The following is a 22407-nucleotide window of genomic DNA, read 5'->3' as shown; positions in this document are numbered from 1 at the left end:
GCCCCGTCTCCCGCCGCGCGGGGGAGCGGGGCGTCACCCGTTCGGCCCATCCGGCGAGGCGGGCGGGGCAGGTGCACGCGCACTCTGGAGTACGCGTTCCTCACGCGAACCCCTCTCCCGTACGGCCGAGGAGGTCCCGTTGTGCGCTTGCCCCGCCGCTTGGCCTCAACGACCGTCGCCGTCGCACTCGTACTGCCTGTGTCCTGCGCGGCGATGGCCCACGCGCACGAGCACTCCGCGCACTCCGCGGAAGCGGTCGCCGAAGCGGAGCCCGAGGAGCTGTTCGGTGCCGCGTGCCGGATCAATGTCACCGGCTCCCATGTGACCGCGTACTGCCACAACCCTTATCCGGAGACCGACAGCGTGAGCCTGCACGTGGAGTGCGCCCGCTGGTGGGACCTCGACAGCGACGGCTCCGCGGTGGACGCCGAGCCCGCGCAGACGGTGCGGCTGACCGCCCGCTGCTGGAAGGAGATCGGCTCGGCCTGGGTCAGTCACCGCCGGGAGGACTGACGCGCCCCGGACGGCAGTGGAACGGATAGCCCGCCGCCTCGTCCGCGGCCGCCGACGCGTCACCCGCGCGGATCGCGTCGACCAGCCGTGCGTGGTCCAGATACGACTCCGGCGTCAGCTCCGCGCCGACGTCGTCGCGCAGCCAGTCCAGCAGCACCTCGCCCAGGTCCGCGTACATCGCGGTCATCACGTCGTTGTGGGAGGCCGCCACCACCGCCAGGTGGAAGGTCGCGTCGGCCGCCACGAAGGCCTCCGTGTCACCCGACTCCCAGGCCTCCTCGCGCCGCACCAGCAGCGTGTCCAGCTGCTTGAGGTCCTTCTCGGTGCGCCGCTCGGCGGCCAGCTTCGCCGCGCCCGACTCCAGCGTGGAGCGCAGCTCGGCGATGTGCCGGGGGTCGGCGTCGGCGAAGCGGCGGTGCATGACACCGGCCAGCTCGCTGGTCGCCACGACATAGGTGCCGGAGCCCTGCCGGATGTCCAGCAGGCCGTTGTGCGCCAGCGCGCGGACCGCCTCGCGGACCGTGTTGCGGGCCACGCCGAGCTGTTCGACCAGCTCGGGCTCGGTCGGGATGCGGGAGCCGACAGGCCACTCGCCCGAGGCGATCTGGTTCCGCAAAGCGGCGATGACCTGCTCGGACAGCGCCGAGCGGCGGGGGTGGCTCAGGGGCATGGCACACCTTCGCACGTCAGGACCCGGGCCGGGCGGCGCGGGGGTGGACAACCAATCATCCTATGATTCTATGATGGGCGGCATGGCAAGCGAGGAAACCCGGACAGTGACGTCCATGCGCATACGCACCTCTGAGGCGCACCCCACCACCGAGCCCACCACGCGCGCGTGGACGATACGGCTGCTCCTGGCCGGCATCGTGCTGACCGCGCTGAACCTCCGCCCCGCCATCACCAGCCTCGGCGCCCTCCTCGAAGAGGTCCGCGACGCGCTCGGCATGAGCGGCAGCGTCGCCGGAGTGCTCACCTCCGTGCCCCCGCTCTGCTTCGCCGTCTTCGGTGTCGCCGCCCCGCGCCTGGCCCGCCGCTTCGGCCCCGGCGCGGTGGTCTGCGCGGGCATGGTCGCCATCACCGCGGGCCTGCTCATACGGCCGTACGTGGGCGGCACGGCCGGCTTCGTGGCCGCCACCGCGCTCGCCCTCATGGGCATCGCGGTCAGCAACGTCCTGATGCCGGTCATCGTCAAGCGCTGGTTCCCCGACCGGGTCGGCTCCATGACCGGCCTGTACTCGATGGCCCTCGCGCTCGGCACCGCGTCCGCGGCGGCGGTGACGGTGCCCATGACCGAGACGCTGGGCGGAAGTTGGCAGACCGGCCTCGCGGTGTGGGCGGGGCTCGCCGCGGCGGCCGTACTGCCGTGGATCCCCTTCGTACGGGATCGGGGGGCGTCGCCCGCCGAGTCCGCTCGGGAGGGCCGCGCCCGCGTGGACGCATCCCCGGTGCGGATCACCCGGAGCCGCACCGCCTGGGCCCTCGCCGTCTACTTCGGCCTCCAGGCCACCGGCGCCTACATCACGATGGGCTGGATGGCGCAGATCTTCCGTGACTCGGGAGTGCACGCCGGCACGGCCGGGCTGCTGCTCGCCGTCACCATGGTGATGGGCGTGCCGCTGGCCTTCGTCATCCCGCGCCTCGCCACCCGGCTGCCCCATCAGGGCCCGATCGTGCTCGCGCTGGGCGCCTGCGGCCTCGTCGGCTACGCGGGCATGTACCTAGCCCCGACCTCCGGCTCGTGGGCCTGGGCCGTGCTCCTGGGCATCTCGAACTGCTCGTTCCCGCTGGCCCTCACCATGGTCGGCATGCGGGCCCGGACCAGCGCCGGCGTGGCCCAGCTGTCGGGCTTCGCGCAGAGCACCGGCTATCTGATCTCCATCCCCGGCCCGCTCCTGGTCGGTGTGCTCTACCAGCACAGCGGCGGCTGGGGGCTGCCGATCGCCCTGATGGCCGCACTGATGATCCCGCAGATGGCGGTGGGTGTCCTGGCGGGACGCAACCGCACGGTGGAGGACGAGGCGGCCCGCTGACCTCACCCCGGCGGGCCGCTCGGGGGCGGCGGGTGCGAGACTTGCCGTATGCCAGTGCTCGACCCGAACCCCCGGAACGGCCAGAAGAAGATGCTGCTCGTCTTCGGCGCGTTCTTCGCCATTTTCGTGATCATCGCCGTCGTCGCGACGATCGCCTCTCCCTGACGCGGGTCTCCCGGCGGACGTCCCCCGGCACACGTCGGCACGCCGATGGTGGGGCTAGCACCACCATCCCCTAGGGGGTGAGTGTCAGGGTCAACTGGGTGGATCACCGGATGGGTTGAGGGCCCGTGCGTCCGTAACTTCGAAGTGTGCCCGCGAGAGGCGGCCACGGACACTCGGAGACCACGGAGGCATCATGTCGGCCCGTACGCACACCCCGCCCCACCCGGCGTCCACGGGCCGTGCCGACATCCGGCTGCCCTGGTGGGCCCTCGCTCTGCCGACGCTCGCCTTCATCACGCTGCTGACACTGATACTGAATCCGGCGGAGGCGCAGGCCGCCACCGCGGAGCCCGTGATCACCCAGCTCTTCGAGCGCATACAACAGCTGATCATGCGCTGAGCACCAACGGAACCGCCGGTCAACTCCCTGCGCCTCGTGGCCTGTTTCATGCGAAGCTGGATCTCATGAGCGTCGCAGATTCCCGCAGGATCATCCTCTTCCGGCATGCGAAAGCCGACTGGCCACAGGTGACCGACCACGAGCGGCCGCTCGCCGACCGGGGCCGACTGGACGCGGCAGAAGCCGGCCGCAGGCTGGCCGACACCGCGATCCCCTTCGACCTGGCCCTGTGCTCCACCGCGACCCGGACCCGGGAGACCTGGAAGCTCGCCGTCCACGAGTTCCCGCACCGGCCGAAAACCGTCTACGAAGAGCGGATCTACGAGGCCTCGCCCGGCGAACTGATCGCCGTGCTGAACGAAACGCCCGACGACGCGCAGAACGTCCTGCTGATCGGCCACAACCCCGGCGTACAGGGCCTCGCCGAGATTCTGTCCGGCTCCGCCGACAAGGACGCGCGCGAGCGGATGAGCCGCCGCGGGTTCCCGGCCGCCGCCTTCGCCGTCCTCTCCTTCAGCGGCCCCTGGAAGACGCTGGAGCCCGGTGTGGCCACGCTGCTCGACTACTGGGCGCCGTCGGAGTGACCGACCCGCACGAAGGGGCCCGGCGCCGTCACGGTGCCGGGCCCCTCGCGTACGCGGACCAATCCGGTCCGGGTCGTCACTCCTCGTCGTGCGTGTCGGCCGACTCGACCTCTTCGCGGGTGACCCCGAGCAGATACAGGACCGTGTCCAGGAACGGCACGTTCACCGCCGTGTGCGCCGCCTCCCGCACCACCGGCTTGGCGTTGAAGGCGACGCCGAGTCCGGCCGCGTTGAGCATGTCCAGGTCGTTCGCGCCGTCACCGATCGCCACCGTCTGCGACAGCGGCACCCCCGCCTCGGCGGCGAACCGGCGCAGCAGCCGCGCCTTGCCCGCCCGGTCCACGATCTCGCCGGTGACCTTGCCGGTCAGCTTCCCGTCGACGATCTCCAGCGTGTTCGCCTGGGCGAAGTCCAGCCCGAGCCGCTCCTTCAGATCATCGGTGACCTGTGTGAACCCGCCCGAGACGACCCCTACTTGATAGCCGAGCCGCTTCAGCGTACGGATCAGCGTGCGCGCGCCCGGCGTCAGCCGCACCTCGCTGCGCACCTTCTCCACGACGGAGGCGTCCAGCCCCTGAAGCAGCGCCACGCGCGCGTGCAGCGACTGCTCGAAGTCCAGCTCCCCGCGCATGGCGGCAGCCGTCACCTCGGCCACCTTGTCCTCGCAGCCGGCGTGCGCGGCGAAGAGCTCGATGACCTCGTCCTGGATGAGCGTGGAGTCCACGTCCATGACGACCAGACGCTGGGCGCGGCGGTGCAGGCCGGCCGCGACGACCGCGATGTCGACACCCAGTGCCGCCGCGTCGGTCACGAGCGCGGTGCGCAGCGGCTCGGTCTCCACGCCGGAGACCGCGAACTCCACCGCCGTCACGGGGTACTTGGCGAGCCGGAAGATACGGTCGATGTTGCCGCCCGACTTGGTGATCCTGGCGGCGATGGCGGCCGTGGCCTCCGCGGTGAGCGGGTGCCCGAGCACGGTCACCAGGGAGCGTCCGAGGCCGCGCGGGCGGTTGTCGCCCAGGCCGGAGATGATCTCCGCCTGCATCTTCATCGACTCCGCCCAGCTGTGGACGGTCGCCCGCAGATCCCCTTCCTGACCGGCCGGCGGCTGCGTCACGAGCGCGCACAGCGTGATCCGGCCCCGGGTCACGACCTGCTCGATGTCGACCACGTCGACCGAGTAGGCGGCCAGCGTGTCGAAGAGGCCGGCGGTGATGCCGGGCCTGTCCTTCCCGAAGATCTTGACGAGAAGTGTGGGGATCTCAGAGGTCTGCGAAGCGCTCATGGTGCTTCCACCGTATCCGGCACCCAGTGCCTGCCGCCCCTGAGGTCCGTCTAGCGGACACGGAACACTGGGTGTCGGCAGGGTGGCGTGAGCCTTACGCCCCGGCCACTGCCGCACCGGTGACTGTGAGTTACTCGCGTCCCTTCGGCTTCCCCGGCGGCGGGGGAGGAGGCGGTGGCGGCGGAGGCGGCGGCCCTTCGCCCGCTCCCGCCGACCGCCGGGGAGGCCGAGGCGACCTCGGGGGCGGCTCGAAGGGCCGGACGACGGTGGGCGCGCCGTAGATGTCGTGGCCACTGTGGGGCGGCTGGTCATCGGACGGAGGAGTGCTGGACGGAGGGTTGCCGGAGGGCGGGTCGCTGGAGGGTGGGCTACTGGAAGCCGGGTCATCGGGCGCCGTCCCTCCGGGCCACCGCGCATCCTGGCGCCGCAGCGTCTCGTGGGACGACTGCGAGCCCTCGGAGGAATGGGAGCTCCTGGGCGGCTGCGTGCTCCCGTGCTGCCGGGTGGCCCCGGGCGACGGTGTGCCTGCGTGTGGGGGAGTGCTTCCGTACGGTTGCGGGCGCTCGGGCGACTCCGCGCCCCCGAATGACCCCATGCCCCTCGACGGCGGATCAGTGCCCGGCGGTCGTGCGTCCTCCGGCTCCCGTAGCTCGTCCGGCATGCGCAGGTACGGGTTCGTGCCCGGGTTCGGTGGTCGGTACGGCGTGCCGGGCGTGTACGGCCCGGACGGGTCCGCGTACGGCCCGGACGGATCCGCGTACGGCGCGGACGGGTCCGCGTACGGGGAAGCCCCGGCACCTTCCGTCGCCGTGGCGCCGGACACACCCGCCGTGCCCGTCCCAGCTGCTTGCGCGGCACCCGGCCGCGCACCCGCCCCACCACAGTGAGCCAACGGCGCCGCCCCCCTCCCCGCGGCACCGGTCGCGCGGGCCAGCAGTGCGCCCACGGCACCCGCCCCCGCGCCCCACGCCGCCCCGAGGAGCAGCGCCATGCCGAGGTTCCCGCGCAGCTCGATCCCGGCGCCGAAGGCGTCGAACCCCAGTACCGACAGGGAGGCGTCCACGGACACCTCCGTCAGCCAGGCGAGCAACGGCAACGTCAACGCGGTGACGATCCCGAGCCGCAGCGCACACCGGCCGGCGAAACGGAGGGCACCTGGATCCCGTACGCCCCAGGGACCCGGCCCCTCCGAGGGACCGCCCCCCGATGGCCGTACGACACCCGAACCACCCGAACCACCCGAGCCACCCACCGGCCCGGCACCCGAGACCGCCGCGCTCCGCGACCCCGGAGGCCCGCTGTGGCCACCGGCCCCGTGGAGCCCGCCCCCGACGACCACCGGCGTCCGCACCGCCGTCAGCACCCCGGCCAGCAGCATCATCACCGCCGCCGCGACCCCGAGCAGCCACACCCGTCCGTCCAGGTCAGCCAGTCGGCTCAGCGTCACCGACTGGTCGGCGCCGCTGTTCAGGAGGTCGTCCAGGGGGTCCGGCAGCAGGCCCGCGAGCACTCCCGTCGCCCGGCCGTCGAACGGGACGAACAGACCGATCGGGATGCCGAGCCACACGCCGTTCGGCGCGCCGAGCAGGGCCGCGCCCGCGATGCGCTTGGGGTGGGCGTCGCCGATCGTCGCGTACGCCGCCGCCGCGAGCCCGGCCGTGACCGCCACCAGCAGCACCGTGACGAGGGCGGACGCGGCGGGCCGTACGACACGGTGCACGGCGTTCCAGCCGGCCGGCAGCGGGGTACGGCGTGAGGTCAGCAGGGCGATCAGCAGGATGCCGGCGGACCAGCACAGACCGCCGAGCAAGGTCGGCGCCGTGTCCACCGTGAAGCCGACGGCGGCCTTGGCGTCGATGAGGCCGCCGATCTGGTCGGGCAGCAGCCCGCCGATGTCCCCGATGTCACCGACGCCGGGGATCTCGATGCCGCCACCGCCGCCACCGCCGCCCCCCGGCAGATCGTCGAGCCCCAGCGAGCTCCCGTCGATCGTGATCACGTCGTGTCCCGCCCAGGCCAGCCCGCCCAGCGCCGCCACGAACAGCGCGACCACCGCGCCCGCGCGAGCGAGGAGTTCGGCCGGCGCGATCACAACTCCCGCGCCCCGCAAGGACCGTAGGAAGAACCACGACAGCAGGACCGCGCCGACCAGGCTCACCCCGAGTGGCGTGATCTCGACGGCGGTCGCCGCCTCCGCGCCCGTCAGGCCGAAGGCGGACACATCCCCGGACGGTGTGATGGAACCACCTGCCCCAAGGGCCACCACCGCCGCGGTCATCGGGCCGAGCGAGCCCGCCGAGTCCGCCTCCAGCAGATGCAGTCCCAGCGCCGCCGTACCCGCCATCCCGATCAACGCCCAGCTCACAGAGGCGATTGCGGAGACGAGGATGTCTCCCCAGGGCAGCCTCGGGCCGCTCTTCGCGCTCTCGACGTACGTGGACGCGCTCATGGCAGACCCCCCGATCCGCTGCGCGACTGTCCGCCGCGCATGTCCCCCTCGCGTGGATTACCACTCTCCGGGCTGGTTTCAACCCCGTCAACGGAACCAGTGGAAGCGCGTGAGCGTGGTCCACACAAGGCCCGGCTTTCGGTCAGGGGGCGGAGCCTGAAATAGTTCCCGACGATGTTCGACATCCCTAGACTCCCTGTGATGGGGGTAACTCGGGGGACTACTCAGTGGGGCATGGAGTGCCGGAACTCGTACTGGAATTGAATGGACGGACCTGGACGCTCGATGCGTCCAGGCCCTACACCCTCGGACGTGATCCGCAGGGTGACATCGTGCTCGACGACGCCAGGGTGTCCTGGCGGCACGCCACGATCAGCTGGAGCGGCCGCAGTTGGGTCATCGAGGACCAGGGCAGCACCAACGGCACGTTCGTGCAGGGCCAGCGGATCCACCACCTGGAGATCGGCCCGGGGACGGCCGTGTATCTGGGTAACGCGACCGACGGACCGCGCCTGGACCTCTCCGGCGCCGCGGCCTCCGTCGCCTCGCCGCAGGCCCAGCCGCAGCAGCAGCCGTACGCCGCACAGGGCGCGCAGGCCGGGTGGGCGCAGCAGGCTCCCGCCCAGCAGACGCCGCAGGTCCCCGCCCAGCAGACGCCGCAGCAGCAGCCCCAGCAGGCCGGCTGGCCGAACCAGCCGCAGCAGGCCGCCCACATCCCGCAGCAGCAGGGGCCCGGTGGTGGCGCGGGGGCGCCGCCGGTCTACGGCGACCGCAGTCCCACCACGTTCCACCAGTTCTCGATCGGCCGCGTGATGCGCATCGGCCGTGCCCTGGAGAACGAGCTCGTCGTCTCCGACCTTCAGGTCTCCCGGCACCACGCCGAGTTCCACTCGATGCCGGACGGCCGTATGGAGATCCGCGACCTGGGCTCCCACAACGGCACGTACGTCAACGGCCAGCCGATCGCCAAGGGCGGCGCGCAGCTGCTCGGCCCCACGGACATCGTGGGCGTCGGCCACTCCACGTTCCGGATCGTCGGCGACCGCCTAGAGGAGTTCGTCGACACCGGTGAGGTCTCCTTCTCCGCCCGCCATCTGACCGTCACGGTCGACGGCGGCAAGCAGATCCTCAAGGACGTCTCCTTCGGCGTTCCGGAGAAGTCGCTGATCGCGGTCATCGGCCCGTCCGGCTCCGGCAAGTCGACCCTGCTCAAGGCGCTCACCGGCTACCGCCCGGCCAACCAGGGCGATGTCCTCTACGACAACCGCAACCTCTACAAGCAGTTCGCCGAGCTGCGCCAGCGCATCGGTCTGGTCCCGCAGGACGACATCCTGCACAAGGAGCTGACCGTCAAGAAGGCCCTCAAGTACGCGGCCAAGCTCCGCTTCCCCGCCGACACCACCGGCGCCGAGCGCGAGGCCCGCATAGACGAGGTGCTGCGCGAGCTGAAGCTGGACATCCACAAGGAGAAGAAGGTCACCTCCCTCTCCGGCGGCCAGCGCAAGCGTGTCTCGGTGGCCCTGGAGCTGCTGACCAAGCCGTCGCTGATCTTCCTCGACGAGCCCACGTCGGGCCTCGACCCGGGCATGGACCGCGATGTCATGCAGCTGCTGCGCGGCCTCGCCGACGACGGCCGTACGGTCCTCGTCGTCACCCACTCCGTGGCCGAGCTCGCGCTGTGCGACAAGCTCCTGGTGATGGCGCCGGGCGGCGCGGTCGCCTACTTCGGCCCGCCGGAGGAGGCGCTGAACTTCTTTGGCTACGACACCTGGGCCGACGTCTTCTCCGCCTTCGAGAACTACCGCGACTACGACTGGGCGGGACGCTGGAAGGGCTCGCAGCACTACCAGATGTACGCCGCGGACATCGACGCGGTTGCGCCGCAGTCCGTACAGATGCCGCCGATGCAGGCGATGAAGCCGCCGAAGCCGCAGGGCTGGATGTCCCAGTTCGTCACGCTGGTGCGCCGCTATGTCTCGGTCATCGGCTCGGACAAGGGCTTCCTGGCCCTGACGGTGATCCTGCCGCTCGTCCTCGGCTCGGTGAGTCTGCTGATCGACTCGGGCAAGGGCCTGCTGCCCAACCCGCCGAGCCCGCAGACCGGCCGGATCATCCCGAACGGCACCGCCACCACCGTGCTGCTGATCCTCGCGGTCGGCGCCTGCTTCGCCGGCGCCGCGAACTCCGTGCGTGAGCTGATCAAGGAACGGGTCATCTACGAGCGCGAGCGCGCGACCGGTCTGTCGCGCTCCGCGTACCTGATGTCCAAGGTGTTCGTGCTCGGCCTGGTCACCGTGCTGCAGGGCCTGATGGTCGGCGTCATCGGCTTCGCCAGCCGCGAGATCCCGGAGGAGGGGCTGGTCCTCGGCAAGCTGACGCTGCTGGAGCTGTCGCTGCCGATCATGGCGCTGGGCTTCACCTCGATGATGTTCGGCCTGATCATCTCGGCCCTGGTGAAGACCGCCGAGAAGACCATGCCGCTGCTGGTCATGTTCGCGATCATCCAGGTCGTGTTCACCGGCTGTCTGTTCGCCCTCAACGGCTCGATCGGCGCCAACCAGATCTCGTTCCTGATGCCGTCGCGCTGGGCGGTGGGCGCAGCGGGCGCCACCCTGGACTTCAACAAGATCAGCCCGCCGGGTGAGGGCGAGAGCAATGACCCGCTGTGGGAGCACACCGTCGGGGCCTGGACCATGGACATGATCGCCTTGATCGTGCTCGGCGTGATCTGCGGCATCTTCGTGGCCCGCTTCCTGCGCCGTCACGAGCCCGAGGTCATGCGGAAGTAGCCGCTGCCGTACGACGCCCGAAGGGCGGCACCCCGTCAGGAGGGTGCCGCCCTTCGGCGTACGGATCGGAGGCCCGCGCCTACCTCGCTCAGTACGCGCTGTTGACGTTGTCGATCGAGCCGTACCTGTCGGCCGCGTAGTTGGCGGCGGCGGTCAGGTTGGCGACCGGGTCGTACTGGCTGTGGGCCGTGCCCGGGACGTGGTACGCGTCGAAGGTCGGCTTGATGACCTGGAGCAGACCGATCGACGGGACGCCGTTCTGGGCGTTGATGTCCCAGTTGTTGATCGCGTTCGGGTTGCCCGAGGACTCACGCATGATGTTCTTGTGCAGGCCGTGGTAGGTGCCCGGGATGTTGTGCTTCTTCATGATGTCCAGGGCTTCACGGATCCAGCCGTCGAGGTTGTTGGCGTAGCTCTTGGCGGCGACCGGCTTGACCGTGGCGCGCTTGGCGGACCGGCTCGCGGCCTCCTTCGCCTTGCGCTCGGCAGCGGCCTTCTTCGCGGCGGCGGCCTTCGCGGCCCGCTGCTCGGCGGCGGCCTGGGCGGCCACGTGCTTGTCGTGGGCCACGGCGGCCCGGTGCTTGGCGGCGGCCACCGCGGCCTTGTGCTGGGCCGCCATCGCCTCGGCCTTCACCTTCTCGCCGGCGAGCTGGCCGGTGACGCTGCCCTTGACGTCCTTGATCTGCTCGCTGCTGTAGGCCACCTTGCCCGCGGGGGCTTCGGCCGTGGTCGTCTGGGCGTTGCCGGGGACGGCGGACAGGGCCAGAGCGGCGGCACCGAGCGTGCCGACACCGGCTATCGCGATCTTCTGACGCTTGGTGATGGCACGACTGAGAGCACGGTTCTTGGTGTTCTTGAGCATGGCAGTGGGACCTCTTCGAATAGCGCGGAGGTCGCTCGCTGTCCGTCGGGGGACACGGGTGCTTCCTGCACAAACGCCGCGGGCTGAACCCACGGCGCTGAGCGACGAGAGCAATTCTTAGCGGCCGCAAAATTGCCTGGCAAAGGTGTGACGTACGATCCTCGATAGTGGAGCCAGGAAGGGCAAAATAGGACAGACGGGACTGTCTGCGCCGCTCAAAAGGGACGGCTCTACCTACTACGGACTTTCGTACGTGACGTGCACCCTATGTGCGGGCTCACACCGGCCCTGCGTCAGTCTCACCAACAGTTGCTGGCGCAATGCTCTGAGTGAGGCCCCTCCGTCGGCAGGACGAGATGCACGTCGCCGAACTCGTGCCAGAGGTAGAGCCCCTCCAGTGCCGCCTCGTAACTGCGGTCGATCGCGGCCCGCCCGGCGATCGCCTCCAGCATCAGCAGATGCGAGGCCTCCGGCTCGTGCAGCCCGGTCAGCAGCCCGTCCACCACACGCACCCCGCGCTCCGGAGTGACGACGAGGTCCGTCCACCCCTCACGCGCGCGTACGACCCCGTCGGCGCCCACCGCCGACTCCACGGCCCGCACGGCCGTCGTCCCCACGGCCACGACCCTCCCGCCCCCGGCCCTGACCGCGTTGATCAGCCGGGCCGAAGCCTCCGGCACCGCGAACCGCTCCGGATACGGCGGCTCGTGCACCTGAGCCGAGGCCACCCCCGTGTGCAGGGTGATCGGCGCGAACTGCACACCCCGGCTCACCAGCTCCGTCACCAGCCCGACCGTGAAGGGCCGCGCCGCGCTCGGCATCTCCGCGCTGCCCCTGCCGTCGGCCGACGGCAGCGCGAACACCGTCTGGTACGCGGACAGCGGCTGGTCCCGCTCCGTATAGGAGTAGCGAATCGGGCGACCGTGCTCACGCATCAGCCCGACCACGCCGGCCCCCTCGGGCCCCGTCACCCGCGCCCACCACAGCCGCTCGCTTCCCGCGCTCAGCGGCTCCTCCAGCACCAGCCCCGTCCCACCCGGCAGCCGCACCTCACCACCCACGGGCCCGCCCGCACGCGCGCGCGTAGTGCCCCGCTCATCGGGATCCCGCAGCTCGACCGTCCACCGCCCGTCGTCCCCGCGCGTGGAGAAGTGCACCACCACGCGCGTGTGCCCGATCCGCCCGTCCACGGCCGCGGCCAGCGTCTTTGACGTATTCACGACCAGCAGATCCCCGGACCGCAGCATCCGCGGCAGCTCGACGAACGTGTGATGCGACACCTCGGTGCCCCGCGACACCAGCAGCCGTACGGAATCCCGGCCCAGCCCCGCCCCCCGCTGCTCGGCCGGAACCCGCGCCGACAGTTCCTCCGGCACCCTCACCGCCAGCGTCATCGCCGCCCCTCCAGCAGAGCGGGAGCCCCATAGCGACCGCTCGCCGGACGCTCGTCCAGCAGCCGCAGGAAGGCCGGCACCACACTGGCCGGCGCGGGCCGCGGATCGTCGTCCTCCGGTACGGCCGCCGCGTACAGGTCCGTGGCCATGTCCCCGGGGTCCACCGCCCAGACCCGCAGTCCGGGCTGCTCCTCGCCGAGCACCGCCGCGAGCTGGTCCAGCGCGGCCTTCGACGCCCCGTACCCGCCCCAGGTCTCGTACGCCTCGGCGGCCGCGTCCGAGCTGACCGTGATCACGGTGCCCGCCCCGGACGCCCGTAGCAACGGCAGCGCCTCCTGGACCAGGGCCAGCGCGGCGACCACGTTCACCTCCAGCGCCCGCCGCAGCCCCTCCAGCGGCAGCTCGTCCAGCCGTACGAGCGGCTCGGCGCCCAGCGCGCTGGCGTTGCTCACCAGCAGATCGACGCCGCCCAGCCGCCAGGCGGCCGCCACCAGCTCGGACCGGTGCCCGGCGTCCGTGACGTCCCCCGGCACGGCCGTCACGCGCGTGCCGTGCAGCTCCCGGATCCCGGACGCCGTCTCCTCAAGGACCTGCGGCGTCCGGGCGTCGAGCACCAGATCCCAGCCGCGCGCGGCCAGCGTCTCGGCGAGCGCCCGCCCCAGCCCTTTCGAGGCCCCCGTGATGATCGCTACCGGCATGACAACCGTCCCCTCGTCCCAGGCCGCCCCCGATGAGCGGCGGCGATGCCCCCAACGTAGGAACGGGCCCGCCCGCCCCGCCTCGGACGCGGGCCGCAAAGCCGTCGGGTCCTTCGTCCTAAGCCGCGCACGGGGGCCGTTCGCCCTACGCCGCTGATCGGGGGACCGGAGAAGTAGGACCGTGGCCCTAGTCGGCTGCCGTCACAGGTCCGATCCGGCTGTCACACCCCGCCGGTACGGTGAGGGCATGAGTCAAGGCCCCAGGTCCGGTCTGGCCGCGGTGAGCTCCGCGCTGCTGGCCATGAGCAGGCAGATGGAGGTGCGCGACGTCCTCAAGACGATCGTCTCCTCGGCCCGCGAGCTGCTCGACGCGCAGTACGCCGCCCTCGGCGTCCCGGACGACCACGGGGGCTTCGCCCAGTTCGTCGTCGACGGGGTCAGCGACCGGCAGTGGAAGGCCATCGGCCCGCTGCCCCGCCAGCACGGCATCCTCGCCGCGATGCTCCAGGAGGCCAAGGTCGAGCGCCTCGCCGACGTCCGCAAGGACCCCCGCTTCGAGGGCTGGCCGTCGGCGCACCCCGACATGTCCGACTTCCTGGGCCTGCCGATCCGCGACGGCGACGAGGTCATCGGGGCGCTGTTCCTGGCGAACAAGAATTGCCCGAAGCCGGAGGGCAGTTGCGGCTTCACCGCGGAGGACCAGGAGCTCCTCTCCATCCTCGCCCAGCACGCCGCCATCGCCCTGACCAATGCCCGCCTGTATGAGCGCAGCCGCGAGCTGACGATCGCCGAGGAACGCTCGCGCCTGGCCCACGAGTTGCACGACGCGGTCAGCCAGAAGCTGTTCTCCCTGCGCCTGACGGCCCAGGCGGCCACCGCCCTGATCGACCGCGACCCGGCCCGCGCCAAGGGCGAGCTGCACCAGGTGGCCGCGCTCGCCGCCGAGGCAGCCGACGAACTGCGCGCCGCCGTCGTCGAGTTGCGTCCCGCCGCCCTCGACGAGGACGGCCTCGTTGCCACCCTGCGCACCCAGATACAGGTCCTCGACCGTGCCCACACCGCCCGCGTGACCTTCGCCGGCCGCGGGGTCAAGGCCCTGCCCTCCGCTCAGGAGGAGGCCGTGCTGCGCGTCGCCCAGGAGGCCCTGCACAACGCGCTGCGGCATTCCGACGCCGAGCACGTCGACGTGACGCTGGACCGGCGCGGCAGCGGAGCGGTCCTGCGGATCACGGACGACGGCGGCGGCTTCGACCCCAAGGCGATCCGCCGCGCCGGACGCCACCTCGGCCTGGTCTCCATGCGGGACCGGGCGAGCGGGGTCGGCGGCACGCTGACCGTGGAATCGGCGCCCGGCAAGGGCACCGTGATCGAGATGGAGGTCCCCGGTGGCTGACGCAATCAAGGTGCTGCTCGTCGACGACCACCAGGTGGTCCGCCGGGGCCTGCGCACCTTCCTCGAAGTGCAGGACGACATCGAGGTCGTGGGCGAGGCGGCCGACGGCGCCGAGGGAGTGGCCCGCGCCGAGGAACTGAAGCCGGACGTGGTGCTGATGGACGTGAAGATGCCGGGCATGGACGGCGTCGACGCCCTGCGCAAGCTCCGCGAGCTGGACAACCCCGCGCGCGTGCTGATCGTCACCAGCTTCACCGAACAGCGCACGGTCATCCCGGCCCTGCGCGCGGGCGCCGCCGGGTACGTCTACAAGGACGTGGACCCGGACGCCCTCGCCGGAGCCATCCGCTCGGTCCACGCCGGCCACATCCTGCTCCAGCCCGAGGTCGCGGACGCCCTGTTGTCCCAGGAGGAGGCCAACTCGGGTCAGGGGAGAGCGGGTTCGCTGACGGAGCGGGAGCGCGAGGTGCTCGGCCTGATCGCGGACGGCCGCTCCAACCGCGAGATAGCCAGAGCCCTGGTCCTGTCGGAGAAGACCGTCAAGACCCACGTCTCGAACATCCTGATGAAGCTCGACCTCGCCGACCGCACCCAGGCCGCGCTGTGGGCCGTACGCCATGGCGTGACCGGCTGAAACGCTCTCCGCACGGCATCACGGACGGCAATGCGGAGGGTTCCGCTCCGGACTGAGATTCATACCGTCGTGGGAATGTCCCCCGGATGGCGCATCCTTCGTGGATCTCCGCCGTTCTCCAGTGCGTGCTGCGGCGACTGCCGCGGCAATCGCAAGGAGGGCTTAGAAGTGAAGAACCTGAAGAAGGCAGCGGCCGTGACGATGGTGGCGGGTGGCCTGCTGGCCGCCGGTGCAGGCATGGCCTCCGCCACCGACGGCGCGCACGCCGACGGCAAGGCCGTGGGCTCCCCGGGCGTCGCCTCGGGCAACCTCATCCAGGCCCCGATCCACGTCCCGGTCAACGTCTCGGGCAACAGTGTGAACGTCGTCGGCATCCTGAACCCGGCCTTCGGCAACCTGGCCGTCAACAAGTGACGCCGACCCGAAGCGAGCAGTGACCTCCGGCCTCCCGGGCAACCCGGGAGGCCGGTCTGTGTGCGCGAAGGCACCTCTTCCTCACTGCCGGCCGGCACCATCCAGCCCGTCCGGCGTCTGAGGACGAGATCCCCTTCAGGGCCGAAACGGGGGTCTGCGGGCCGAGCCCCCAGCCACGGCCACACCAACGCCGCCCACCAAGCGACCGACGCTCACCGCACGCCCCGCTCCCGCTCCTCCACAACGGAGTTGTACGCAGCCACCTGCGCCCGCCGAGCCACCCGCTCCACCGGCCGCAACGCCTCCGCCCGCGCCCCCATCTCCGCGGAGCTCACCGCACCCCCGTGCCCGTTCTCATGGGCCAGCGAGACCAGCAACCCCACCCGCTGCGCCAGCTCCAGCACCCGCACCGCCCGCGGCGGATACCCCGGCGCCAACAACTCCCGCCCCCGCTCCGCCCGCGCCCGATACGCATCGATCGCCGCCTCCGCCACCGGGCCCGACCCGGCGACATCCAGCCGGGACAGCACCGCGGTCGCCTCCTGCAGCGCCTCCGCCAGCTCCCGCTCGGCCTCACCCAGCGACGGCACATCCGCGGGCGGCGCCTCCCGCACGACCAGGCAGTGCCAGACGACCTCGACATGCACATCACCGTCGGGCCCGGCCTCGTACACCTCCGGCACCAGCCCGAGCGCGGCGCCGTGACAGATCACGGCCTCCTCGGCATCCATCGCCCGCGCGTTGAACTCCGGCGGCCCGCTCAACCCCAGCGGATGCCCCGGCGCGGGCAGCGCGATCCGCAGCCCGCTCACCCCGAGCGTCCGCAGCCGCCCGAGCGCCAGCGTGAGCCCCACCGGCGCCGACTCACCCGGCAGCCCCTCCACCCGGTGCACGGCGTCGTCGCCGACGATCTCGAGCACGGCGTCATCCGGCGAGACAAGTCCGGCCAAAAGGGCATTTCCCCAAGCCGCGAGGCGTCCTGAACGTGGTTCCGAGAGCATGCCCCCACCCTAAGGACCGGACCGATGGAATGAAGCGCGGGACCGGTGGCGTAGATTTCCTTGAGGGCTGCGCCCGCAGGCGCACGCGACCACTGAGACGCCGAGACGCCGAGACCGGTCACACTGCAAGGGGAGACAACGCGCTCATGAGCGATGTTCTGGAGCTTCAGGACGTATCCGTGGTCCGTGAGGGCCGGGCTCTGGTGGACCAGGTCTCCTGGTCGGTCAAGGAGGGCGAGCGCTGGGTCATCCTCGGCCCGAACGGTGCGGGCAAGACCACCCTCCTCAACGTTGCCTCGAGCTACCTCTACCCCAGCACGGGCACCGCCACCATCCTCGGCGAGACCCTCGGCAAGCCCGGCACCGACGTCTTCGAGCTGCGCCCGCGCATCGGTGTCGCCGGCATCGCCATGACCGAGAAGCTGCCCAAGCGCCAGACGGTCCTGCAGACCGTGCTCACGGCCGCATACGGCATGACCGCCACCTGGAACGAGGACTACGAGGAGGTCGACGAGCAGCGCGCCCGCGCCTTCCTCGACCGCCTCGGCATGAGCGACTACCTCGACCGGAAGTTCGGCACCCTCTCCGAGGGCGAGCGCAAGCGCACCCTGATCTCCCGCGCCCTGATGGCCGACCCCGAGCTGCTCCTCCTCGACGAGCCCGCCGCCGGCCTCGACCTCGGCGGTCGCGAGGACCTCGTCCGCCGCCTCGGCCGCCTCGCCCGCGACCCGATCGCCCCCTCGATGCTCATGGTCACCCACCACGTCGAGGAGATCCCCCCGGGCTTCACCCACGTCCTGATGATCCGCCAGGGCAAGGTCCTCGCCGCCGGCCCCATGGAGCTCGAACTCACCTCCCGCAACCTCTCCCTGTGCTTCGGCCTGCCCCTCGTCGTCGAACAGGTCGGCGACCGCTGGACGGCACAGGGCCTCCCGCTCTCCTGACCCCGGTAAGAAGGGTCTTTCAAACGATCGGCGCCCTGTCGGCGACAGGGCCCGCAGCCCTACCATGACCATGTGGAAATCGACGCGTGGGTTTGGTGGTTGATCGGCGCGGCAGCGCTCGGCATCGGGCTCGTGATCACCGCGATGCCCGAACTCGCCATGCTGGCGGTGGGCGCCGTCGCGGCCGCGGTGGTCGCCGGCATCTTCGGCGGCGACGCCGTCATCCAGGTCGTGGCCTTCGTCGTCGTCTCGACCGCACTCATCGCCGTCGTACGGCCCATCGCCAACCGGCATCGCGCACAGCGGCCCCAACTCGCCACCGGCATCGAGGCATTGAAGGGCAAACAGGCCGTCGTACTGGAGCGCGTCGACGCCTCCGGCGGCCGGATCAAGCTCGCCGGAGAGATCTGGTCGGCACGCTCCCTCGACACCGACCGCGCCTACGAAGTAGGCCAGGAAGTGGACGTCGTGGACATCGAGGGGGCCACGGCGATCGTCATGTGACCTCGCACGACGTAACTGGCGCGAACGCGCCACGGGGTACGCGACGGTCTGTCAGACTCGACCAGCAAGATCGTCAACAAACATAAGATCTGCCGAAGTTGCCGCAGCGCAGAAGGGATACGGGGAAACGACGATGGAACCGGTCATCATCGTCTTGATCATTCTGGTGGTGTTGGTCTTCATCGCCCTGATCAAGACGATCCAGGTCATCCCACAGGCGAGCGCGGCCATCGTCGAACGCTTCGGTCGCTACACGCGGACGCTCAACGCGGGCCTCAACATCGTGGTGCCGTTCATCGACACCATCCGCAACCGCATCGACCTGCGTGAACAGGTCGTACCGTTCCCGCCGCAGCCGGTGATCACCCAGGACAACCTGGTCGTGAACATCGACACGGTCATCTACTACCAGGTGACCGACGCCCGCGCCGCCACCTACGAGGTCGCCAGCTACATCCAGGCGATCGAGCAGCTCACCGTCACCACGCTCCGCAACATCATCGGTGGCATGGACCTGGAGCGCACCCTGACCTCCCGCGAGGAGATCAACGCGGCCCTGCGCGGCGTCCTCGACGAAGCGACGGGCAAGTGGGGCATCCGCGTCAACCGAGTCGAGCTCAAGGCGATCGAACCCCCCACCTCCATCCAGGACTCGATGGAGAAGCAGATGCGCGCCGACCGTGACAAGCGCGCCGCGATCCTCACCGCCGAAGGTACGCGCCAGGCGGCGATCCTCACCGCCGAAGGTGAGAAGCAGTCCCAGATCCTGCGCGCCGAGGGTGAGGCCAAGGCCGCGGCTCTGCGCGCGGAGGGCGAGGCCCAGGCGGTCCGCACGGTCTTCGAGGCGATCCACGCCGGCGACCCGGACCAGAAGCTCCTCAGCTACCAGTACCTCCAGATGCTCCCCAAGATCGCCGAAGGCGACGCCAACAAGCTCTGGATCGTCCCCAGCGAGATCGGCGACGCCCTCAAGGGCCTCTCCGGCGCGATGGGCAACCTGGGCGGCCTGGGCGGCGGTTCGGGCAACGGCTCCTCAGGCAACAGCGGCTCGGAACGCCGAGAGAAGCCGTCGATCGACTGAGGGTTTTTCCAGATGCCGGGCGGGTCCCGCGCCCCAAAGGGGCGCGGGGAACTGCGCGACCAGCCCAAGGCAACCCGCGGTCAACGAATCAGTAGTGGTCCTACGGCGATTGGTCAGGCCGCGTCCAGTGCCAGCCAATCCGGCAGTGCTGCAAGCTCATCCGCCCCCAGCGCCAGCAACATCGCATCGGCAGGTGTCGGCTCGAACGGCTCCCGGAGCAGCGGCATACCCGCCTCCTCCGGAGTCCGGTCAGCCTTCCGATGATTGTCCTCCGCGCACGAGGCGACCGTATTCAGCCACGTGTCCTGCCCACCCTGCGACCGAGGCAGCACATGGTCCACGGTCGTGGCCCGGCGCCCGCAGTACGCGCACCGGTGCCGGTCCCGCACCAGAACACCCCGTCTCGACCACGGCGCTTGTCTTCGGAACGGCACCCGTACGTACCTGCACAGCCTGATCACCCGGGGCGCGGGTATGTCGACCGCGGCTCCTCGCATACGCAGTTCGGGGTGGGCCTGCTCGACGACGGCCTTGTCCTGAAGCACCAGAACGACGGCTCGATTCAACGTCACCGTCGACAGCGGCTCGAAGCTCGCGTTCAGTACCAGCGTGTCCCGCATTGCAGCCCACCTCCCGTGCGCACCTGCCCACCCCCTGGCGGGCTGGGATCAACTCTGGCCGGGCACGCCGAGATGGACAACGAAATAAAAAATGCCCGCCCCCGATCACTTCCATGACCAGGGGCGGGCAAACGTTCCATGAACGTCAGGCTTCGGCGGGCACCTCGTACTCAGCGATCACATGCGCACGCGCGATCGTGTGGAACCGCAGGTTGAAACCCACGAAGGCCGGGCTGGCGTCCGAGTCCGGACCGAGCTTCTCCTGGTCCACGGCGTACACCGTGAACACATAGCGGTGCGGCCCGTCGCCGGGCGGCGGCGCCGCACCAGCGAAGTCCTTCGACCCGTTGTCGTTCCGCGCCTGTATGGCACCTTCCGGCAGCCCCTCGAACTTGCCGCTGCCCGCACCCACCGGTAGCTCGGTCACCGAGGCCGGGATGTCGAAGACGACCCAGTGCCAGAACCCGCTGCCCGTAGGGGCGTCCGGGTCGTAGCAGGTCACGGCGAAGCTCTTGGTCTCGGCCGGGAAGCCCTCCCAGCGCAGCTGCGGCGAGGTGTTGCCGGCCGCGTAGACCTGAGCGTCCTTGAGGGTCCCGCCGGACTCGACGTCCTCGCTCGTGACCGTGAAGGACGGCACGGGCGGATGGAAGTCGTGGGGCAGTGGACGCCTCTTGAGCTCGGTCACTTCGATACCTCCTGTTGGAACAGTGGAATCAGCAGTTCCGAGCCTAGAACCAGTTGCGCTTGCTGCCGACCTCGGACAGCCACTGGTTGAGATACGCCGCCCAGTCGGTCCCGTGGAAGTCGTTCAGACCCACCTGGAACGAACGGAACGTGTCGCTGCCCTCGCTGAACAGCCCCGGCTTCTTGTCCATCTCCAGGACGACGTCCATCGCGTGCTCGTCCGCCACGAAGCTCAACTCGACCTGGTTGATACCGCGGTACTGCTGCGGCGGGAAGAACTCGATCTCCTGGTAGAACGGCAGCTTCTGCCGCGTACCGCGGATGTGGCCGCGCTCCATGTCCGCGTTCTTGAAACGGAAGCCCAGCTGGATGAAGGCGTCGAGGATCGCCTTCTGCGCGGGCAGCGGGTGCACGCTGATCGGGTCCAGGTCGGTGGAGTCCACGGCCCGTGCGATCGACAGCTCCGTCGTCACACCGATGTTCATGCCCCGCAGCGGCTGACCGTCGATCGTGGTGATCGGCGTCTCCCACGGGATCTCCAGCCCGAAGGGCACCGCGTGCACGGCCTGGGCCTGCAACTCGAAGGCACCACCGAGCTGCATCTTCGTGAACTCGATGTCCTGCTTGTACTCCGAGTCCTGGCCCTCGACCTCGACGCGCGCCTGCAGACCCACGGACAGGCCCTCGATGTTCTGGCTCACGGACCCGCCCTGAATCCGCACCTCACCCTGGACGACACCGCCCGGGACGACGTTGACCTCCGTCAGCACCGTCTCAACCGAAGCACCGCCGGCCCCCAGGCTCGCGAGCAGCTTCTTGAACGCCATGACTCTCCTCTTCTCAGAGTGGATCCCTGATCCCTACAAACGCGATCCGGCCGTGGCCGGTTCCGCGCTCTCACACTGGCAAGCCGCACGCCCCCTGACCACCCCGTCGCGACCACCCGTCTGCACTACCCTCGGACGGCATGATCGCGACCCCCGACCGTACGCCCCTTCCGCGGGACTTCTTCGACCGGCCCGTCCTGGAGGTCGCACCCGACCTCCTGGGCCGCATCCTCGTACGCAGCACCCCGGACGGTCCGATCGCCCTGCGCCTCACAGAGGTCGAGGCCTACGACGGCCCGAACGACCCCGGCTCCCATGCCTATCGCGGCCGCACACCCCGCAACGACGTGATGTTCGGTCCCCCCGGACATGTATACGTCTACTTCACCTACGGCATGTGGCACTGCATGAACCTGGTGTGCGGCCCCGACGGCCAGGCATGCGCGGTCCTGCTGCGCGCCGGCGAGATCGTCGAGGGCGCCGAGCTCGCCCGCAAACGCCGTCTCTCGGCCCGCAACGACAAGGAACTGGCCAAAGGCCCCGCCCGTCTGGCCACCGCCCTGGACGTGGACCGGGCCCTGGACGGCACGGACGCGTGCGCCTCCGGCGAGACCCCGCTGAGGATGCTGACCGGCACGCCCGTTCCCTCCGACCAGGTACGCAACGGTCCACGAACCGGCGTGGCCGGTGACGGTGGCGACGGCGACATCCACCCCTGGCGCTACTGGGTGGCCAACGACCCCACAGTCAGCCCCTATCGGGCCCATGTCCCCAGGCGCCGCCGAAGTTGACGCGCCCTGGCAAGGCGCGTAACGTGGCCCGAGCCGCTGAACCGGGTACTGCGAAGTCAGCAGCCGGAGCGGCCAACCCACTACCTACGAGAACCCCTCAGCGGGGTCGATTCTCGCGTGCTCGCACGCCTGAATTCGAATCCGCGGAAGCCGATTATGAATCGGCCGGGGGAATCGGCTAACGTAGTGAATGTCGAAAGGCCGACGGGCGAAAGCCTAAGGCACTACGGCAATCCCGCCGACAGGGAATCGGATCGGAAAAGGATCTGATAGAGTCGGAAACGCAAGACCGAAGGGAAGCGCCCGGAGGAAAGCCCGAGAGGGTGAGTACGAAGGAAGCGT

The 22407-nt window shown here is 70.4% G+C and carries 23 protein-coding genes; 13 read left to right on the top strand and 10 right to left on the bottom strand.

Going from position 1 to position 22407, the window contains the following annotated elements; all coding sequences use genetic code 11:
• Window positions 1–141: 141 nt before the first annotated feature.
• Window positions 142–513 (top strand): hypothetical protein, encoded by a 372-nt coding sequence (locus tag ACZ7NC_RS33820; protein WP_471493858.1) that lies wholly within the window; start codon window positions 142–144, stop codon window positions 511–513.
• Here the strand turns inward: ACZ7NC_RS33820 and ACZ7NC_RS33815 are convergent.
• Window positions 491–1183 (bottom strand): FadR/GntR family transcriptional regulator, encoded by a 693-nt coding sequence (locus ACZ7NC_RS33815; protein ID WP_471493856.1) that lies wholly within the window; start codon window positions 1181–1183, stop codon window positions 491–493. The genes ACZ7NC_RS33820 and ACZ7NC_RS33815 overlap by 23 nt on opposite strands.
• Before the next feature lie 70 nt (window positions 1184–1253).
• Between ACZ7NC_RS33815 and ACZ7NC_RS33810 the strand changes: the two genes are divergently transcribed.
• The 4 genes from ACZ7NC_RS33810 to ACZ7NC_RS33795 all read left to right on the top strand — a co-directional run bounded on the left by ACZ7NC_RS33810 (window position 1254) and on the right by ACZ7NC_RS33795 (window position 3695).
• On the top strand, window positions 1254–2546 hold the full coding sequence (locus ACZ7NC_RS33810) for a CynX/NimT family MFS transporter (RefSeq protein ID WP_471493854.1): 1293 nt from the start codon (window positions 1254–1256) through the stop codon (window positions 2544–2546).
• Between the two features lie 48 nt (window positions 2547–2594).
• A complete protein-coding gene (locus ACZ7NC_RS33805) occupies window positions 2595–2711 on the top strand; it encodes an SGM_5486 family transporter-associated protein (RefSeq protein ID WP_471493852.1) in 117 nt (38 codons plus the stop codon).
• Between the two features lie 193 nt (window positions 2712–2904).
• Window positions 2905–3111, top strand: coding sequence for a hypothetical protein (locus tag ACZ7NC_RS33800; RefSeq protein WP_471493850.1), 207 nt, complete (start codon window positions 2905–2907; stop codon window positions 3109–3111).
• Between the two features lie 65 nt (window positions 3112–3176).
• Window positions 3177–3695, top strand: a complete 519-nt coding sequence (locus ACZ7NC_RS33795) for a SixA phosphatase family protein (protein WP_471493847.1) — start codon at window positions 3177–3179, stop codon at window positions 3693–3695.
• A 76-nt stretch (window positions 3696–3771) separates the two neighbouring features.
• On the opposite strand, the gene serB is transcribed toward ACZ7NC_RS33795, so the two are convergent.
• Window positions 3772–4980: a phosphoserine phosphatase SerB gene (serB, locus tag ACZ7NC_RS33790; RefSeq protein WP_471493843.1), complete on the bottom strand. Its 1209-nt coding sequence runs from the start codon at window positions 4978–4980 to the stop codon at window positions 3772–3774.
• A 130-nt stretch (window positions 4981–5110) separates the two neighbouring features.
• Window positions 5111–7429: a streptophobe family protein gene (locus ACZ7NC_RS33785; protein ID WP_471493840.1), complete on the bottom strand. Its 2319-nt coding sequence runs from the start codon at window positions 7427–7429 to the stop codon at window positions 5111–5113.
• 239 nt (window positions 7430–7668) lie between these two features.
• Between ACZ7NC_RS33785 and ACZ7NC_RS33780 the strand changes: the two genes are divergently transcribed.
• Entirely contained in the window at window positions 7669–10218 is a 2550-nt protein-coding gene (locus ACZ7NC_RS33780) for an ABC transporter ATP-binding protein/permease (RefSeq protein WP_471493838.1), read from the top strand.
• An 88-nt stretch (window positions 10219–10306) separates the two neighbouring features.
• On the opposite strand, the gene ACZ7NC_RS33775 is transcribed toward ACZ7NC_RS33780, so the two are convergent.
• The 3 genes from ACZ7NC_RS33775 to ACZ7NC_RS33765 all read right to left on the bottom strand — a co-directional run bounded on the left by ACZ7NC_RS33775 (window position 10307) and on the right by ACZ7NC_RS33765 (window position 13172).
• The gene (locus ACZ7NC_RS33775; protein ID WP_471493836.1) at window positions 10307–11080 is read right to left on the bottom strand and encodes a transglycosylase SLT domain-containing protein; all 774 of its coding nucleotides are present in this window, start codon (window positions 11078–11080) and stop codon (window positions 10307–10309) included.
• A 299-nt stretch (window positions 11081–11379) separates the two neighbouring features.
• Window positions 11380–12474, bottom strand: coding sequence for an S-adenosylmethionine:tRNA ribosyltransferase-isomerase (locus ACZ7NC_RS33770; protein WP_471493833.1), 1095 nt, complete (start codon window positions 12472–12474; stop codon window positions 11380–11382).
• Window positions 12471–13172: an SDR family NAD(P)-dependent oxidoreductase gene (locus tag ACZ7NC_RS33765; protein ID WP_471493831.1), complete on the bottom strand. Its 702-nt coding sequence runs from the start codon at window positions 13170–13172 to the stop codon at window positions 12471–12473. The genes ACZ7NC_RS33770 and ACZ7NC_RS33765 overlap by 4 nt, the downstream gene beginning before the upstream one ends.
• Before the next feature lie 247 nt (window positions 13173–13419).
• On the opposite strand from ACZ7NC_RS33765, the gene ACZ7NC_RS33760 reads away from it, so the two are divergent.
• From ACZ7NC_RS33760 to chpE, 3 genes are all read left to right on the top strand, one after another.
• Complete coding sequence (locus ACZ7NC_RS33760; protein WP_471493829.1) at window positions 13420–14565, top strand: GAF domain-containing sensor histidine kinase; 1146 nt, start codon at window positions 13420–13422, stop codon at window positions 14563–14565.
• Window positions 14558–15199, top strand: a complete 642-nt coding sequence (locus ACZ7NC_RS33755; protein WP_471493827.1) for a response regulator — start codon at window positions 14558–14560, stop codon at window positions 15197–15199. Before ACZ7NC_RS33760 ends, ACZ7NC_RS33755 begins: the two co-directional genes overlap by 8 nt.
• Window positions 15200–15367: 168 nt before the next feature.
• Window positions 15368–15613, top strand: a complete 246-nt coding sequence (gene chpE, locus ACZ7NC_RS33750) for a chaplin ChpE (RefSeq protein ID WP_471493825.1) — start codon at window positions 15368–15370, stop codon at window positions 15611–15613.
• Between the two features lie 212 nt (window positions 15614–15825).
• Here the strand turns inward: chpE and ACZ7NC_RS33745 are convergent, their stop codons facing one another.
• On the bottom strand, window positions 15826–16614 hold the full coding sequence (locus ACZ7NC_RS33745; RefSeq protein ID WP_471493823.1) for a hypothetical protein: 789 nt from the start codon (window positions 16612–16614) through the stop codon (window positions 15826–15828).
• 146 nt (window positions 16615–16760) lie between these two features.
• Here ACZ7NC_RS33745 and ACZ7NC_RS33740 point away from each other — a divergent pair, with 146 nt between their 5' ends.
• From ACZ7NC_RS33740 to ACZ7NC_RS33730, 3 genes are all read left to right on the top strand, one after another.
• Entirely contained in the window at window positions 16761–17558 is a 798-nt protein-coding gene (locus tag ACZ7NC_RS33740; RefSeq protein WP_471493821.1) for an ABC transporter ATP-binding protein, read from the top strand.
• A 72-nt stretch (window positions 17559–17630) separates the two neighbouring features.
• Entirely contained in the window at window positions 17631–18062 is a 432-nt protein-coding gene (locus tag ACZ7NC_RS33735; RefSeq protein ID WP_471493819.1) for an NfeD family protein, read from the top strand.
• A 133-nt stretch (window positions 18063–18195) separates the two neighbouring features.
• Entirely contained in the window at window positions 18196–19143 is a 948-nt protein-coding gene (locus ACZ7NC_RS33730; RefSeq protein ID WP_471493816.1) for an SPFH domain-containing protein, read from the top strand.
• A gap of 113 nt (window positions 19144–19256) precedes the next feature.
• On the opposite strand, the gene ACZ7NC_RS33725 is transcribed toward ACZ7NC_RS33730, so the two are convergent.
• From ACZ7NC_RS33725 to ACZ7NC_RS33715, 3 genes are all read right to left on the bottom strand, one after another.
• Complete coding sequence (locus ACZ7NC_RS33725; protein WP_471493814.1) at window positions 19257–19763, bottom strand: HNH endonuclease; 507 nt, start codon at window positions 19761–19763, stop codon at window positions 19257–19259.
• Between the two features lie 145 nt (window positions 19764–19908).
• Entirely contained in the window at window positions 19909–20448 is a 540-nt protein-coding gene (locus ACZ7NC_RS33720; RefSeq protein WP_471493811.1) for a YbhB/YbcL family Raf kinase inhibitor-like protein, read from the bottom strand.
• Between the two features lie 43 nt (window positions 20449–20491).
• Window positions 20492–21274 carry a sporulation protein gene (locus ACZ7NC_RS33715; protein ID WP_471493809.1) on the bottom strand — a complete coding sequence of 261 codons (783 nt, stop codon included), beginning with the start codon at window positions 21272–21274 and terminating at the stop codon, window positions 20492–20494.
• A 140-nt stretch (window positions 21275–21414) separates the two neighbouring features.
• Here ACZ7NC_RS33715 and ACZ7NC_RS33710 point away from each other — a divergent pair, with 140 nt between their 5' ends.
• Window positions 21415–22065, top strand: coding sequence for a DNA-3-methyladenine glycosylase (locus ACZ7NC_RS33710; RefSeq protein ID WP_471493806.1), 651 nt, complete (start codon window positions 21415–21417; stop codon window positions 22063–22065).
• Window positions 22066–22407: the final 342 nt, after the last annotated feature.

The organism is Streptomyces sp. NPDC111802 (assembly GCF_055634335.1).
This window is presented reverse-complemented; position numbering and strand designations above follow the sequence as displayed.